At 56.0% G+C, this 15,724-nt stretch carries 14 protein-coding genes; all 14 read right to left on the bottom strand.

What is annotated here, in order from left to right; translation table 11 throughout:
* Positions 1-56 precede the first annotated feature (56 nt).
* The 14 genes from JYG36_RS07865 to JYG36_RS07800 all read right to left on the bottom strand — a co-directional run bounded on the left by JYG36_RS07865 (position 57) and on the right by JYG36_RS07800 (position 15,698).
* Complete coding sequence (locus tag JYG36_RS07865) at positions 57-1,460, bottom strand: mannose-1-phosphate guanylyltransferase/mannose-6-phosphate isomerase (protein ID WP_045195362.1); 1,404 nt, start codon at positions 1,458-1,460, stop codon at positions 57-59.
* On the bottom strand, positions 1,457-2,506 hold the full coding sequence (locus JYG36_RS07860; RefSeq protein WP_045195365.1) for an EpsG family protein: 1,050 nt from the start codon (positions 2,504-2,506) through the stop codon (positions 1,457-1,459). Before JYG36_RS07860 ends, JYG36_RS07865 begins: the two co-directional genes overlap by 4 nt.
* Positions 2,507-2,575: 69 nt before the next feature.
* A complete protein-coding gene (locus tag JYG36_RS07855; protein WP_045195367.1) occupies positions 2,576-3,043 on the bottom strand; it encodes a GDP-mannose mannosyl hydrolase in 468 nt (155 codons plus the stop codon).
* Positions 3,043-3,969 carry a GDP-L-fucose synthase gene (gene fcl / locus JYG36_RS07850; RefSeq protein ID WP_442794288.1) on the bottom strand — a complete coding sequence of 309 codons (927 nt, stop codon included), beginning with the start codon at positions 3,967-3,969 and terminating at the stop codon, positions 3,043-3,045. The genes JYG36_RS07855 and fcl overlap by 1 nt, the downstream gene beginning before the upstream one ends.
* Before the next feature lie 41 nt (positions 3,970-4,010).
* Positions 4,011-5,132 (bottom strand): GDP-mannose 4,6-dehydratase, encoded by a 1,122-nt coding sequence (gene gmd / locus JYG36_RS07845; RefSeq protein ID WP_045195372.1) that lies wholly within the window; start codon positions 5,130-5,132, stop codon positions 4,011-4,013.
* 15 nt (positions 5,133-5,147) lie between these two features.
* Entirely contained in the window at positions 5,148-6,482 is a 1,335-nt protein-coding gene (locus JYG36_RS07840) for a glycosyltransferase (RefSeq protein ID WP_213603509.1), read from the bottom strand.
* Positions 6,479-7,732 (bottom strand): O-antigen translocase, encoded by a 1,254-nt coding sequence (locus JYG36_RS07835; RefSeq protein WP_213603507.1) that lies wholly within the window; start codon positions 7,730-7,732, stop codon positions 6,479-6,481. Before JYG36_RS07835 ends, JYG36_RS07840 begins: the two co-directional genes overlap by 4 nt.
* Positions 7,729-8,868 (bottom strand): dTDP-4-amino-4,6-dideoxygalactose transaminase, encoded by a 1,140-nt coding sequence (gene rffA, locus JYG36_RS07830; protein WP_093380425.1) that lies wholly within the window; start codon positions 8,866-8,868, stop codon positions 7,729-7,731. The genes JYG36_RS07835 and rffA overlap by 4 nt, the downstream gene beginning before the upstream one ends.
* A gap of 135 nt (positions 8,869-9,003) precedes the next feature.
* Positions 9,004-10,056 carry an LPS O-antigen chain length determinant protein WzzB gene (locus JYG36_RS07825; RefSeq protein WP_093380422.1) on the bottom strand — a complete coding sequence of 351 codons (1,053 nt, stop codon included), beginning with the start codon at positions 10,054-10,056 and terminating at the stop codon, positions 9,004-9,006.
* Positions 10,057-10,164: 108 nt separating this feature from the next.
* Complete coding sequence (locus JYG36_RS07820) at positions 10,165-10,407, bottom strand: lipopolysaccharide assembly protein LapA domain-containing protein (RefSeq protein WP_045195379.1); 243 nt, start codon at positions 10,405-10,407, stop codon at positions 10,165-10,167.
* A gap of 20 nt (positions 10,408-10,427) precedes the next feature.
* Complete coding sequence (ihfB, locus tag JYG36_RS07815; RefSeq protein WP_045195381.1) at positions 10,428-10,724, bottom strand: integration host factor subunit beta; 297 nt, start codon at positions 10,722-10,724, stop codon at positions 10,428-10,430.
* Between the two features lie 245 nt (positions 10,725-10,969).
* On the bottom strand, positions 10,970-12,649 hold the full coding sequence (rpsA, locus tag JYG36_RS07810; RefSeq protein ID WP_045195383.1) for a 30S ribosomal protein S1: 1,680 nt from the start codon (positions 12,647-12,649) through the stop codon (positions 10,970-10,972).
* A 125-nt stretch (positions 12,650-12,774) separates the two neighbouring features.
* Entirely contained in the window at positions 12,775-13,461 is a 687-nt protein-coding gene (gene cmk / locus JYG36_RS07805; RefSeq protein ID WP_093380420.1) for a (d)CMP kinase, read from the bottom strand.
* Entirely contained in the window at positions 13,458-15,698 is a 2,241-nt protein-coding gene (locus JYG36_RS07800; RefSeq protein WP_213603505.1) for a bifunctional prephenate dehydrogenase/3-phosphoshikimate 1-carboxyvinyltransferase, read from the bottom strand. The genes cmk and JYG36_RS07800 overlap by 4 nt, the downstream gene beginning before the upstream one ends.
* Positions 15,699-15,724 lie beyond the last annotated feature (26 nt).

The raw sequence follows: 15,724 nt of genomic DNA, 5'->3' as shown, positions 1-15,724 counted from the left end.
CGGCTCGGGCGGAAAAACACAACTCGCAACTAAGACTTTCAACCGCAACCCCTCGCTTACGCCCGCCCGTAGATATCTTCGAAACGAACAATGTCGTCTTCACCCAGATAGGAACCCGATTGCACCTCGATCAGCTCGAGGGGCACTTTTCCTGGGTTCTCCAGGGCATGCACCTGACCGATAGGAATATAGGTCGACTGGTTTTCGGTCACCAGATAGGTTTCCTTGCCATTGGTGACCTTCGCCGTACCGCTGACCACGATCCAGTGCTCGGCACGGTGATGATGCATCTGCACCGACAGCTTGGCGCCCGGCTTTACAGTGATACGCTTGACCTGGTAGCGATGCCCCTGGTCTATGGCCTCGTAGCTACCCCACGGGCGATACACTTCGCTGTTGCAATGAAACTCCTGGCGCTGCTGGGCCTTGAGGTTCTCAACGATTTTCTTGACCCCCTGGACCTTGTCCTTGTGCGCTACCAGCAGAGCATCCTTGGTCTCAACGATGATCAGGTCGCGGACCCCTACGGCAGCCACCAGGCGGCTGGTCGACTTGATGTAGCTGTGCTCCACTTCATCAGCCATGACATCGCCGCTGACGACGTTGCCACTTTCATCCTTCTGGCCAACATCCCACAAGGCGGACCAGGAACCGATATCGTTCCAGCCGGCATTCATTGGCACTACTACCGCATCGGCAGTCTTTTCCATGACGGCGTAGTCGATGGAGTCGCTCGGGCAGCGTGCAAAGGCCTCGGCACCGACGCGGGTGAAATGCAGATCACGGGAACTTTGCTCCAGGGCTTCGGCGCAACAAGCATGGATCTGCGGAGCAAACGCCTTGACCTCGTCAAGCAGACGGCTTGCCTTGAACAGAAACATACCGCTGTTCCACAGGAACTTCTTGCTGGCCAGATAGCGTTGGGCGGTGGCCAGGTCAGGCTTTTCGACAAACCGTGCAATCGCATACCCAGAACCCACGGCCGGCCCCTGTTCGATATAGCCGTAGCCGGTTTCCGGAGACAGCGGCTGGATGCCGAAGGTGACTAGCTTGCCTGCCTGAGCCAGCGGCAATGCGCTGCGAACGCACTGCTGGAAAACTTCGGCATCACTGATCAAATGATCTGCCGCCAGTACCAACAGGAGCGGATCCTGACCGTCCTGTACGGCCTTCAGGGCAGCAAGCGTAATAGCAGCGGCGGTGTTGCGCGCCACAGGCTCGAGAAGTAGCTCGCAATCATCGAAACCCAACTGGCGCATCTGTTCCGCGGCAACGAAACGATGGGCTTCGTTGCAGATGATTTGCGGCTTCAGATCGGTAAGACCGGACAGGCGCTCGACCGTCACCTGGAGCATGGTGTGCTCATCTGCCAATGACAGGAATTGCTTCGGGTTGAGCTCACGGGACATTGGCCACAAACGCGACCCGGAGCCGCCAGCCATCACAATAGGTAAAATCATAAGCCACCCAGGACCGAAGTATACGGTTGCACAAAGCCTAGGACTTGCAACACATAGATGATTTGGAATGTTGATACTGCGAGCATCCCTGCAGCGCCGACAACGCGACCAAACAGAATGGCGTACGCAAGCAGCGAGAATACCATGAAATGATTGAAAATATCCGATATCCGGTAGGCCACAACCTGGGCATCGTGCAACGCCAGCAAGATCAGCAAGCCACTTAGATGGAGGATCACCGAGTAAGCAATAAAGGGCTGTTGGCGCTGTATACGAGCAAACATAAAGACCAACGGCGATAACAGCGCAAAATGAAATATCGCCCGAAAAAAGTTGATCGAACCACCCTGACCACTAAGAATATTATTAATATAAAAGTCGAGCCTAGGGTTCTCCAGCAGCGACAAGAGCTGTAAAAACCCTTTAAGCACACTGATGTCCAGCAAGTAGAGTGCAAACAGCGCGCAGCAACACAAATATATATAAAATACCGTACGCACCCCGGCTGCGCGGAGCAACATAAAGGGCAGAAACAGAATGGCCGAATAATGAAATAACACGGCCCCACACAAGACCGCCAGACTTTTCGACCACTGCCCATTAAACACCAGGTAAGCTGAACACATTACCAAGCCGGTGGCCACACCGATACGAATCTGCGTGAAGTCCTGCAGCAAGAAGAAGTAAGACAGGTAAATTGCAACACTCAACCAACGATACGGTGTTGCCCGCTCCATCACATAAAATTTGCTACCGACGCCCAAAACCGCGTAAAAAACAAACAGCAGTATCGCTGAACCCGTCAGTAGCGAAGACAGCTTCGCCAGAACGAAAAAAGTTGGCTCGACAAAAAACGGCCCAAATTCACCAGAAACAATACCTGCATAATAATCAAGGTAGTTCCCGTGATCGTCCGATACCCCGGGCGCCTGGAAGGCACACATGGCAATCAGCAAGGCGGCCAAGCCCCAGTAGCAAAGCTTGCGCTTGCCACCCAGCAACGAGAGTAGCGCCGAAACCATGAAAGGCAGATAGTAGAAAAGCATACGACGCAACCCTAGACAGAACCCCGAGCGACCATGTGAAACAGAGCAACTGCCCGCTTCGCTTAACCCTCAGCCCTGATCGAAATAGTCCAAGACATGCTGATGCACGCGCAACGAAGTTGTGCGCACGTCGACCCAGCGATATTCAGCATGCTGTTCACGTGGCAGGCTTTCAAGTGCCGAATCTGCCAGTAACAGGGTATAGGCGAGTACCACATAGTGAGTGCCCGAATCGTGCTCATCTGCCGAAAAGTAACTATCGCGGTAGAAGTGTTCGTACACACCGCGAAACGTCGCGCTCGCCATTAACAGTTGCACCCCGAGCTCGGAGTGACTGATGCGGCGAAACGCCTGTTCCAGTGACTCGTTCTTGCGCACCCGCCCCCCGGGGGTAAACCAGTATCCCTGGGCGGGACGATTCAAACGCTCGCCCAGAAGCACTTGCCCGTGCTCATTCAACACGAGCAGGTCAATCGCTATCAGAGGCGTATGCATGACGACTGTGCGGAATGCATCCGCCTGCAGATAGCCGGCCATTAGCGTCTGGCCGAACTTTCGTGATCGACAAACCACTGATAGGCATCGACCAGGCCATCTTCGAGACTGATAGAGGCCTGCCAGCCGAGGTTCTTCAAACGAGAGACGTCCAGCAGCTTTCTTGGCGTGCCATCAGGCTTGCTGGCATCAAAGCCAAGACGCCCCTGATAACCGGTCACTCGACAAATGGTTTCAGCCAGCTCACGAATAGTGCAGTCGACGCCTGTCCCCACGTTAATGTGTGACAAGGTCGGCTGGGTATGCTGCTGATACACCTGCGACTCCATGTTCATGACATGCAGGCAGGCCGCCGCCATATCATCTACGTGCAGAAACTCGCGCATCGGTGTGCCGCTGCCCCAGATGACCACCTCCTGGTCACCCCGCACCTTGGCCTCATGAAAACGACGAATCAGCGCCGGAATCACATGGCTGTTTTGCGGATGATAGTTGTCATGAGGACCGTACAGGTTGGTCGGCATGACACTGCGGTAATCCACCCCATACTGGCGGTTGTAACTTTCACACAGCTTGATACCGGCAATCTTGGCGATAGCGTAAGGCTCGTTGGTAGGCTCCAGTACGCCAGTCAACAACGCTCGCTCTTCAATTGGTTGCTCAGCGAACTTTGGATAGATACACGAAGACCCGAGAAACAGCAGCTTTTTTACGCCGCTGGCGTACGCGCCCTGAATGATGTTGGCCTCAATCATCAGGTTTTCATAAATGAACTGAGCTGGGTATTCATTGTTGGCATGAATACCCCCTACCTTGGCCGCTGCCAGGTAAACCTGATCGATCTGCTGCTCGGCAAAGAACGCACTGACCTGGCGCTGATCCAGCAGGTCGAGCTCTTCCCGGGTTCGCGTAACGATGTTGGTGTAGCCCTGCTGCTTCAATGCACGCATCAATGCCGAGCCGACCATACCGCGGTCACCGGCAACGAAAACCGTTTCTTTGCTCACGATTAACGCTCCACCGCTACATGCACGTCATGACCATGGGACTTGAGCAGCGCGTGGCGCTGGGCCACCTTGAGATCTTCGCTGACCATTTCCGCACACATTTCCTGAACGGTAATTTCCGGCACCCAGCCCAGCTTCTCTTTTGCCTTGGCTGGATCGCCCAGCAAAGTTTCTACTTCCGCAGGACGGAAGTAGCGCGGGTCGACACGCACAATGACATCGCCAACCTTCAGCGCTGGCGCCTTGTCACCTTCGATGGCGGAAACGATCGCAACCTCATCAACACCCGTGCCTTCGAAGCGCAACGAGACACCCAACTCCGCTGCTGACCACTCGACGAACTGGCGAACCGAGTACTGCACACCCGTAGCAATGACGAAATCATCAGCAACTTCCTGCTGCAGCATCATCCACTGCATGCGAACGTAGTCCTTGGCATGCCCCCAGTCACGCAGCGCGTCCATGTTGCCCAGGTACAGGCAATCTTCCAGCCCCTGACTGATATTGGCCAAGGCACGGGTAATCTTGCGGGTCACGAAAGTCTCGCCGCGACGCGGCGACTCGTGGTTGAAGAGAATACCGTTACAGGCATACATACCGTAGGCTTCACGGTAGTTGACCGTGATCCAGTAGGCATACATCTTCGCCACCGCATAGGGCGAACGCGGATAGAACGGCGTGGTTTCACGCTGCGGCGTCTCTTGGACGAGGCCATACAGCTCAGAGGTCGACGCCTGATAGAAGCGGGTTTTCTTTTCCAGGCCGAGCAAGCGAATGGCTTCGAGAATCCGCAGGGTACCCAAGGCATCGACATCCGCGGTGTACTCAGGCGACTCAAAACTTACCGCAACATGAGACTGGGCGCCCAGGTTGTAGACCTCATCAGGCTGAACTTCCTTGATGATGCGGGTCAAGTTGGAAGCGTCGGAAAGATCACCGTAGTGCAAAACGAAATTTTGATTGGCAACATGTGGATCCTGATAGATATGGTCCACACGCTGGGTATTGAATGAAGAAGCCCGGCGCTTGATTCCGTGAACTTCGTAACCTTTTTCCAGCAGCAATTCGGCGAGATAAGAACCGTCTTGCCCGGTAACGCCAGTAATTAAAGCTTTCTTTTTCATTTCAATTATCCAGTTCTATATTTCAGCCGAAATCAAATCAGAAACCCTGTCAGCCCAGTGCAGATGGCTGAACACACGCGCTGCGCGCTCGTGAATGACGCCGGGTTGCTCGAGATCAGGCGCTTGCGCCCGGTAAACACTGAGGATACGTACTGCCATTTGCCGGACATCAAGCCGGTCGACGATAAAACCATTGCGACCTTCTTCCACGAGCTCCGTGGCGATGCCGACATCAAATGCCACTACGGGTACGCCACACATTAGCGCTTCCCCTAACATCATAGGGCCAGCATCTTCGATTGACGTACTGACAAACAGATCAGCCTTACGATAAAGCGCCGCCAACGCGGCATCGCCTTGACAGTAGTCGAATTGGATCACTTTAACACGCTCAAGACCCAGATGAGAGAAGCGATCCGGCGCCAGGCACAGGAGACCAATCTCCTCCCCCGCGAGCAACTGCTGCTCCAGACAGACGAGCACTTGGGAGAGGTATTCAAAACCCTTGCGCGGGTCGTCAGCATCATTGGCATTGGTAAGCATCCGGAACTGCACCGAACGCTCCGGAGCACGCTGCGCCAGTTCTGGCTTGAACAGGTCGGCGTCCAGCGGCAGCGACAACAGCTGATGGTCAGCATATTGAATGGCAGAGCGCTTTCCGGCCTCATGAATGCGCTGGCTACCCGACAATAATGTCGCCTTCATCTGCAGAATATTCACCGACTTGGCGCGCAACTGATAAGCCGCATAATTTTTCTGGCGCTGATCGAGCGCCGGACAATCAGAGCAATCGACCTGGAAACCCGTGCACTGCCAGTAGTAGTGGCAGCCACCGGTCAGGTGCGCCATGTCCATTGAGGTGTAATACACCTTGCAACCAGTTTTTCTCTGGATCTGCAGGACATCGAAGCTGTTGGCAAAGCCCGCAACCCAGTGCACAAAGAGCACATCTGCCGAGGTAATACGCTGAACCAGCTCGGGATTGATGCCTTGAACCGCGGACTCGCCGACAGAAAAGAACAGGTACTTTCTTTTTGCCGAAAATCGCTCGCGAGCGGCAAAGTGGGCCCGCACCCTGGAGAACACTTTTGATGGCAAGTGCTTCCTGGCAAACGCCTTGATACGGACCTTGAACAGTTCGCTCACCACCCGCGTTACCGCCGGCACGGTATGGGACGATCGGGATTCAGCCACAAACAATTGCGAGTCGTGCCCGGCTGCCAGCAAGGACGCGTGAAAGCGCAAAGCCGCACTGCCGGCACCACCAAAATCATTGGTAGACAAGTGAATGACCCTGGCACTGAACGCTTGCTGCGCCCGCTCGGACGCACCGGTTTCCTTGAGACTCAACGCTGCTTCCTCATATAAACCCGCAAACCGATCAAGCAAATAACGAAGTACAGGATATAAGTAACAACGTATGCTTGCATAACACTTTCAACGCCCACCTGAGCGCGACTCATCAGCCAGGCACCCAACAAAAACAAACCGCCCTGGAGCACCTCGGCAATAATATATAACTTCGTTGCCGCCTTCGCCACGGCGATAAAACCGATTACATAGGCCGATATTTTGAAAAAGTCCCCCAGCAACTGATAAATAATCAGGTCGGCCAGCGGGCTAAACTCTTCGGAAAAAATAAGCTTTATGAAGAACGTTCGCCCCAGGTACAGCGTCCCCGCACCAAGGACAAAAATAGCCTGAACCAGATACAGGTGCCGGAGTGTCATCTTCACCACGACAGTACTGTCCTGTTCAGGGGAAATCCGTGGCACAAAATAGAAGGCCAGGAACATGGTAAAGAAACCCAGGTACGCCGCAGAAAAGCGAATCGCCGCCTGCCAGATCCCCGCATCGTGATAGCCCACCTGGGAAATCAACATGCTGCGCACAGTGATTTCTACCAGCGGGAATGCCAGCGTGCTGACCACCAGCATTGTGGTATAGGCAAACAATTGCCGGAACGACAGCCCATCAATCTTGAATAGGCGAATCCGCCCCCAAAAAGGTGAGCGACGGTAAAAGTACAGTGCTGGTAGCGCGCACAAGGATGAAGCCAGAACGATGGAAACCCCGGCCCCATACTCCAGATAACGGGAGATACAGAGCCATAACAAAGGGACCGCCAGGACGTTGCCAAGAATCTGGCTGTAGGCGAAAACGTGGGTTACACGCAAGCCATTGGTGACACCGAAAACAACATTTGCAAACGCCAGTGCCAACTGGGCAATGGCCAGCAGAATGATGATCGACTGATAGTCATCGACACCAAATACAAACAGTGAAAGCGGCCGTGAAAGCACTATCCCCGCAATACAAACCAACAGGGAGAATAACAGGGCATAGGTGACCGCAGCCGAAATGAAACGCAGCAGTTTCCTGGGCGTCTGGTGGTACTCAGAACAGTACTTGACCAACGCATTGATGATGCCGCCTCCGGAAAGAATCGTCAGCACACTGACAACACTCATCAGGTGCCCGAGCTTACCCACGCCCTCCGGACCAAGATAAACAGCCATGACCTTAAGAAGGATGAAGCCCATGAGCACTTTCGATGCATGGGCGCCACCCGTGAACAGGGCTGAACGGACAGCACTCATTGAATTGAACTCAGCCCCTCGAGCGCTGCATCAATGACGGTAGCCACCATGGCATCAGTCATGTTGAACCAGACCGGAAGGCGAACCAGTCGTTCACTGTCACGAGTCGTTACTACGTCGTCACCGACAAACCTGCCGAACTGCTGGCCTGCAGGGCTGGCATGCAGAGGGATATAGTGGAATGGCGTCAAGATTTCGCGCTGACGCATATGGCTGATGAACTTCGCACGCTGGTCGAGCGACTGGAGTTTCAGGTAGTACATATGGCCATTGTGCTCGCAGCCCTCCGGAACCTGGGGACGCTGAACCAGCCCATGCAATTCCGAAGCCGCAAAGGCCTGGTGATACATATCCCAGATTTGCAGTCGACGGGCATTGATCTCTTTCGATTTTTCCAACTGTGCATAGAGGTAAGCAGCCTGCAACTCACCCGGCAAGAAACTTGAGCCAATGTCACGCCACGTGTACTTGTCGACCTGCCCACGAAAGAACTGCGAGCGGTTCGTACCTTTCTCACGAATGACTTCTGCACGCAAAACAAAGCGCTCGTCATTAATCAGCAGCAAGCCCCCCTCACCACCGCTGGTATAGTTCTTGGTCTCGTGAAAGCTGTAAGCCGCCAAATGCCCAATGGTGCCCAGCGGCCGTCCTTTGTAGGTCGACATCATGCCTTGAGCCGCATCTTCGACAACGAACAGGCCGTGCTTCTCGGCAATGGCCATCAACGTGTCCATTTCGCAGGCAACACCGGCATAGTGCACAGGAACGATCGCTTTTGTTCGTTCGGTAATCGCCTGTTCAACCAAGGTTTCGTCGATATTCATGGTGTCAGCCCGAACATCAACAAAGACAATTTTGGCACCGCGCAAAACAAAGGCGTTGGCGGTACTGACAAAGGTATAGCTTGGCATGATGACTTCATCGCCAGGGCCAATATCCAGAAGCAGTGCTGCCATTTCGAGCGCCTGGGTACAGGACGGCGTTAACAACGTGCGCAAGCAAGCAAAGCTTGTCTCAAACCACTGTTGGCAGCGTTGACTAAACTCGCCATCTCCGGACATTTTATCGCTGCGCATCGCCGCAATAACGTACTGATCTTCCGCACCGGTGTAAGGTGGTTTGTTGAACGGAATCATGCTACACCCTCGAAAATTCGCTTTCAGGCCGCCTTGCTGCACGATAGCAAAGCGGGCCTCACGATAAAACAGAGCCTGCCCCGGAAACACCAAAAGCGGCGCCGCCGCTTTTGGAGTCATGACCGAGCACTTTAATTATTGCGGTCGAACCGGCCGCCGGCGCATCGCTGCCGCCAACAGGACATAGCCTACACCCAGGAGCAATCCAGCCAGCGCAGCCATGGCCAGCACCACAGATTTTCTTGGCTTGATCGGGGCGTCAGGCTGTTCTATAGGACCGTCGATGCGAAAAACCGCTACACTCTCAGGGTTGACTTCAACACTCATATAGAACGCATACCGGGCCTGCAGGTCACGCAAACGGGTAATGAACGGATCGTCAGACCTGCGCTGCTCGAGGTTCTGAATCTCCGCCTCCAGCGCCTTGGTACCACGCATGTAGCTCAAGTGCCCATCCATACCCGCAGACACTTCGGTAGACAAATTCCCACTGATAATCGGCGGCTCTTTCAAACCAATTGCACGCGCAACATTCAGCGCCTCGCGCAACTGAACAATAAGGTCCTCGCGCACCTTCTGCCCACCTTCGCGCAAACGATCAATCTGTTGAGCCAGATTCCTCGCGCGAACTTCTGCTTCGCGGGTGACGTTCTTTATCATCTCTTCACGAGCCGAATCACCGGCGCGCATAACGTAAGTCTTGGCCCAGGCGACCACACGCTGTGGATCCTCGCCTTGCACTGTCAACGAATAGCGATCAGGGGAGTCTTTTCCACTGGGTGAAATCACCAACTCACGAGAAAATTTTTCGTAAAGTCGAGTTTGCGAACCCGCACGCTCTGACTCGCTGAGCGATGGCAGATAAAACTCTTCAAAAAAACTACGGCGCAACGATTCCGCTTGAAGATCACGCAAAAAAACCTCGTACACATCCTTGACCGAGTACGGTTTCAGCTCAGCCTCGGCAGTACGACCGTAGTTGAAATCGGCGATACCATTCTGGGTCGGCGGAATGACAAAAACCCGGGCTTCATAAACAGGCTTGGCGATGAACAGATAAATCACAGCTGCCAGGACGGCGAGGAACATGACTGACAAGATAATCAGTTTTTTCGCCCAAAGGCTTCCAAGTAACTCAAGCACGTCCAACTCTGGATCTAACCGATTACTCTCGGGGGTGTTGCGCATTTATAATTCAGTCCTTATCAGGTTTCGCTGCGCTCTTATCGTTGAGCGTTTTTACATCTATAACAGCCACGCCCTTGCCATTGGCAATCGCCAAGCAGGCTACGAAAATCAAACTTTAGCTCGCCCCCGCCCTTCTTTGCCAAGCAATCGGCCGGCCAGCACCAACAAGGGGCCCACAGCCAGACCAACCAGCAATGCGATAAGTACAAATACAGCCAACGGCAGGGAAGGCAGTGTCCAGGCCATGAAATGCAATGACGCCGGCTGCTGATTATCCAGCACAAAAATCAGCACCATCGCTGCTAGCAGCAAAAGAAATACGACCAAAATCAACCGCTTGAAGTTCCGCACGGAGGCTTCCTTTTATCCGATTAGTGTTCTTGGGACTCTTCCTCATTCACCCGATCCCGCAGCTCCTTCCCCGGCTTGAAGTGTGGCACAAACTTGCCATCCAGGCTGACGGACTGACCGGTTTTTGGGTTGCGACCTACGCGGGGGGCACGATAGTGCAGGGAGAAGCTGCCAAAGCCGCGGATTTCGATGCGGTCGCCAGTGGCCAGGCACTGGGACATTTGCTCAAGCATGGTCTTGATGGCCAGCTCGACATCCTTGGATGAGAGCAGCCCTTGATGGGTGACAATACGTTCGATCAGCTCCGACTTCGTCATATTTTTCCCTTCTTTATCAAGCAGCTAGATCATTGCTCCGTTGTTTTTAGCATGACCTGAGGGATTTGAACAGGGCGGTTCTTGACTTAATCGGATTTTGAAGAAATACGCCTTGGCGCAATGGATGATAGCTGTTTGCCATTAATTACGCCGAAGCTCACTGGCGTAAGGGTTTCAGCCGCAAGCAAGAATCGCAGGCATAAAAAAGGGCGACCGAAGTCGCCCTTTTTTAACACCAGCAGAACTTAGTTCTGTTTGGCCATTGCCTGACGCAGCAGCGCAGCCATGGTGGTGTCAGCAGCAGCTTCCGGAGCGGATTCTTTCAGGCTCTGGATAGCTTCTTTCTCTTCAGCGTCGTCTTTCGACTTGATCGACAGCTGGATGACGCGCGATTTGCGGTCAACGCTGATGATCTTCGCTTCGATCTCTTCGCCTTCCTTCAGGACGTTACGCGCGTCTTCAACGCGGTCACGGCTGATTTCGGAAGCTTTCAGAGTGGCTTCGATGTCGTCGGCCAGGGTGATGATGGCGCCTTTGGCGTCAACTTCTTTTACAACACCCTTGACGATTGCACCCTTGTCGTTGCTAGCAACGTACTCGGAGAACGGATCGCTTTCCAGTTGCTTGATACCCAGCGAGATGCGCTCGCGCTCTGGGTCAACCGACAGGATGACGGTGTCCAGCTCGTCGCCCTTCTTGAAGCGACGTACGGCTTCTTCGCCGACTTCGTTCCAGGAGATGTCCGACAGGTGAACCAGGCCGTCGATGCCGCCGTCCAGACCAATGAAGATACCGAAATCGGTGATCGACTTGATGGTGCCGGAGATCTTGTCGCCCTTGTTGAACTGGCCAGAGAAGTCTTCCCATGGGTTGGACTTGCACTGTTTGATGCCCAGGGAGATACGACGACGCTCTTCGTCGATGTCCAGAACCATGACTTCCACTTCGTCGCCGACTTGTACGACTTTCGAAGGATGGATGTTCTTGTTGGTCCAGTCCATTTCGGAAACGTGTACCAGGCCTTCCACGCCTTCTTCCAGCTCTGCGAAGCAGCCGTAGTCGGTCAGGTTGGTAACACGCGCCATGACGCGGGTGCTTTCTGGGTAACGAGCCTTGATAGCAACCCATGGGTCTTCACCCAGTTGCTTCAGACCCAGGGATACACGATTGCGCTCGCGATCGTACTTCAGAACCTTGACATCGATCTCGTCGCCAACGTTGACGATTTCCGATGGGTGCTTGATACGTTTCCAAGCCATGTCGGTGATGTGCAGCAGGCCATCAACGCCGCCCAGGTCAACGAATGCGCCGTAGTCGGTGAGGTTCTTGACGATACCTTTGACTTGCTGGCCTTCCTGCAGGGATTCCAGCAGAGCTTCGCGCTCGGCGCTGTTCTCGGCTTCCAGGACGCTGCGACGGGAAACGACAACGTTGTTGCGCTTCTGGTCCAGTTTGATGACCTTGAATTCCAGCTCTTTGCCTTCCAGGTGGGTGGTGTCGCGCACTGGGCGGACATCAACCAGGGAACCAGGCAGGAACGCACGGATACCGTTAACGTCGACAGTGAAGCCGCCTTTAACCTTACCGTTGATAACGCCCTTGACCACTTCTTCGGCGGCGAAAGCTGCTTCCAGAACAATCCAGCACTCGGCGCGCTTGGCTTTTTCACGGGACAGTTTGGTTTCGCCAAAGCCGTCTTCGACCGCGTCCAGCGCAACGTGAACTTCGTCACCGACCTTAATGGTCAGCTCGCCAGCTTCGTTGTAGAACTGCTCGAGCGGGATGACGCCCTCGGACTTCAGGCCAGCGTGTACGGTAACCCAGTCGCCGTCGATGTCGACAACGATACCGGTGATGATCGCACCCGGCTGAAGATTGAGGGTTTTCAGGCTTTCTTCAAAGAGTTCTGCAAAGCTTTCGCTCATTTTAATTCCTGTAGATTAGGGCGGGACATACGCCCATCAGCCACATTCCAGACAATGTGGGTTTCGTTCATATAAAGGAAAGCCGACAGGACGTTGACTGGTGCCCCTGCCTGCTCTCCTGGTCATCAGGCGATATCGCGCAGGGCGATCTCGCTCTTGATGCGTTGCAACACCTGCTCGATGGACAACTCCGTGGAATCCAGCTGGATCGCATCGGCCGCCGGCTTGAGCGGGGCCACTGCGCGCTGGGTGTCGCGCTCATCGCGCGCACGAATCTCATCTAGCAGACTCGACAGACTAACATCTTCGCCCTTGCCCTTCAACTGCAAGTAACGACGGCGGGCACGCTCCTCGGCGCTGGCGGTCAGAAAAACCTTCAGAGGCGCATTCGGGAACACCACGGTGCCCATGTCGCGGCCGTCGGCAATCAGCCCCGGCGCTTCCTGGAACGCCCGCTGGCGCTGCAGCAAGGCTTCACGCACCGCCGGCAGCGAGGCGACCATGGAAGCACCGGCACCCACGGTTTCGGTACGGATGACATTGCTGACATCCTCACCTTCGAGAATGATCTGCTGCAGCTTGCCCGGCTCGGCGGCGATGAACTGCACATCCAGATGTGCGGCCAGGGCCTTGAGCAATTCTTCGTTGGTCAGGTCGACACCGTGGTTGTTGGCGTTGAAGGCCAGCAAGCGGTACAGCGCGCCGGAATCCAGCAGCTTCCAGCCCAGCTCGCGGGCCAGCAGGCCGGCGACGGTGCCCTTGCCCGAGCCGCTTGGCCCGTCAATGGTGATGACCGGTGCGTTGGAATTCACGACTTGCCCTCTTCTGCCACACGGATGCCGACTTCGGCGCACAGGGCGAGGAAGTTCGGGAACGAGGTCGCGACGTTGGCACAATCATGGATGCGGATCGGCGCGGTGGCGCGCAACGAGGCCACACTGAAGGCCATGGAGATGCGATGGTCGCCATGACCGTGCACTTCGCCGCCGCCGATCACGCCGCCGTCGATGATAATGCCGTCCGGGGTTGGCTCGCACTTTACGCCCAGGGCCAGCAGGCCGTCGGCCATGACCTGGATGCGATCGGATTCCTTGACCCGCAGCTCTTCGGCACCGCGCAGCACGGTACGGCCTTGGGCGCAGGCCGCGGCGACGAACAGCACCGGGAACTCGTCGATGGCCAGCGGTACCAGGTGCTCGGGGATCTCGATACCTTTGAGTTTAGCCCCGCGTACGCGCAGGTCAGCCACCGGCTCACCGCCGACTTCACGCTGGTTTTCCAGGGTGATGTCGCCGCCCATCAGGCGCAGGATATCGATGACGCCGGTACGGGTCGGGTTGATGCCGACGTGCTCGAGCAGCAGTTCAGAGCCTTCGGCAATCGATGCAGCCACCAGGAAGAACGCCGCCGAGGAAATATCCGCCGGCACTTCGATATGAGTTGCCGTCAGCTTGCCGCCAGATTCCAGCGAAGCCGTAGGACCCTCAACGTCAACGCTGTAGCCAAAGCCACGGAGCATGCGCTCGGTGTGGTCGCGGGTTGGCGCAGGCTCGGTAACCGTGGTCTTGCCTTGGGCGTACAGGCCGGCCAGCAGCAGGCAGGATTTGACCTGGGCACTGGCCATCGGCAGCGTGTAGGTCAGGGCCTTGAGGGTGTGGCCACCACGGATGGTCATCGGCGGACGACCTTCGGCGGCAGTTTCGATCACCGCGCCCATTTCCCGCAGCGGGTTGGCCACGCGATTCATCGGCCGCTTGGACAGCGAGGCATCGCCGGTCAGCACGGTGTCGAACGGCTGCGCCGCCAGCAGGCCGGAGAGCAGACGCATGGAGGTACCGGAGTTACCCAGGTAGATCGGGCCCGGTGGCGGCTTCAGGCCATTGAGGCCGACACCATGGATAGTCACACGGCCATGGTGCGGGCCTTCAATGACCACACCCATGTCGCGGAAGGCCTGCAAGGTTGCCAGGGCGTCTTCGCCCTCGAGGAAACCTTCCACTTCGGTGGTGCCTTCGGCCAGGGAGCCGAGCATGATCGAGCGATGGGAAATCGATTTGTCACCTGGTACACGAATACGGCCAGACACGCGGCCACCAGGATTTGCCAGGAAAATCAGGTCGTTGGAGTTCATAGCGTCCACATAGGCCCGGCGGGCCAGGATTTTACTGAAATGCTCGCGGGCAACACGGGCGCGCGTGAAGACGCCCAGCAGTTGATGCCCATCCCCTGCATCGACCGCGTCGCGCAAGGCGTCGAGGTCGCTGCGAAATGTATCCAGCGTGCGCAGGACAGCCTCGCGATTGGCGAGAAAGATGTCGTGCCACATGACCGGGTCGCTTCCGGCGATTCTCGTGAAATCGCGGAAACCTCCGGCAGCGTAACGGAAGATATCGAGGTTTTCATTGCGCTTGGCCAGGGAATCGACCAGGCCGAAGGCCAGCAGGTGCGGCAAGTGGCTGGTCGCGGCCAGGACTTCGTCGTGACGCTCGACCTGCAAGTGCTCGACATCGGCCTCAAGCGCACGCCAGAGCTGATCGACCAGCGCCAGCGCGGCCGGCTCGGTTTCAGCCAGCGGCGTGAGAATGACTTTGTGGCGGCGGAACAGCGAAGCATTGGAAGCCTCCACCCCGCTCTGCTCGGAGCCGGCAATCGGATGCCCGGGTACAAAACGCGGCAATCGCGCACCGAGGGCCTCGCGGGCGGCGCGCACGACATTACCCTTGGCACTGCCGACGTCGGTCAGCACCGCCTGGCCGAGATCCAGTTGAGCCAGGCGCGCGAGGAGCTTTTCCATGGCCAGGATCGGCACGGCCAGCTGAATGACATCAGCGCCGACGCAGGCGGCAGCGAGGTCTTCTTCGCAGCGGTCGACCACGCCCAGCTCCACCGCCAGCTTGCGCGACTGCGGATCGAGGTCGACACCGACCACTTCGCGGCACAGACCGCTTTCACGCAAGCCCTTGGCGAAGGACCCGCCAATCAGGCCCAACCCGACCACCACCAGCCGGCCGATGATCGGCCCAGGCTTGTTTACCACGACTTCAACCACGGAGCTGGACCCTGTTCAAAACTGCA

This window comes from Pseudomonas sp. SORT22 (assembly GCF_018417635.1).
In the GTDB taxonomy this organism is placed as follows: Bacteria; Pseudomonadota; Gammaproteobacteria; order Pseudomonadales; family Pseudomonadaceae; genus Aquipseudomonas.
Note: the sequence above shows the minus strand (reverse complement) of the source record. Positions and strands in the feature narration are given on the sequence as shown.

Coding starts and splice junctions, on each gene's coding strand:
- JYG36_RS07865 (WP_045195362.1), bottom strand. CDS start 1,460: ATGATTTTACCTATTGTGATGGCTGGCGGCTCCGGGTCGCGTTTGTGG.
- JYG36_RS07860 (WP_045195365.1), bottom strand. CDS start 2,506: ATGCTTTTCTACTATCTGCCTTTCATGGTTTCGGCGCTACTCTCGTTG.
- JYG36_RS07855 (WP_045195367.1), bottom strand. CDS start 3,043: ATGGCCGGCTATCTGCAGGCGGATGCATTCCGCACAGTCGTCATGCAT.
- fcl (WP_442794288.1), bottom strand. CDS start 3,969: ATGGTCGGCTCGGCATTGATGCGTGCATTGAAGCAGCAGGGCTACACC.
- gmd (WP_045195372.1), bottom strand. CDS start 5,132: ATGAAAAAGAAAGCTTTAATTACTGGCGTTACCGGGCAAGACGGTTCT.
- JYG36_RS07835 (WP_213603507.1), bottom strand. CDS start 7,732: ATGAGTGCTGTCCGTTCAGCCCTGTTCACGGGTGGCGCCCATGCATCG.
- rffA (WP_093380425.1), bottom strand. CDS start 8,868: ATGATTCCGTTCAACAAACCACCTTACACCGGTGCGGAAGATCAGTAC.
- JYG36_RS07825 (WP_093380422.1), bottom strand. CDS start 10,056: ATGCGCAACACCCCCGAGAGTAATCGGTTAGATCCAGAGTTGGACGTG.
- ihfB (WP_045195381.1), bottom strand. CDS start 10,724: ATGACGAAGTCGGAGCTGATCGAACGTATTGTCACCCATCAAGGGCTG.
- rpsA (WP_045195383.1), bottom strand. CDS start 12,649: ATGAGCGAAAGCTTTGCAGAACTCTTTGAAGAAAGCCTGAAAACCCTC.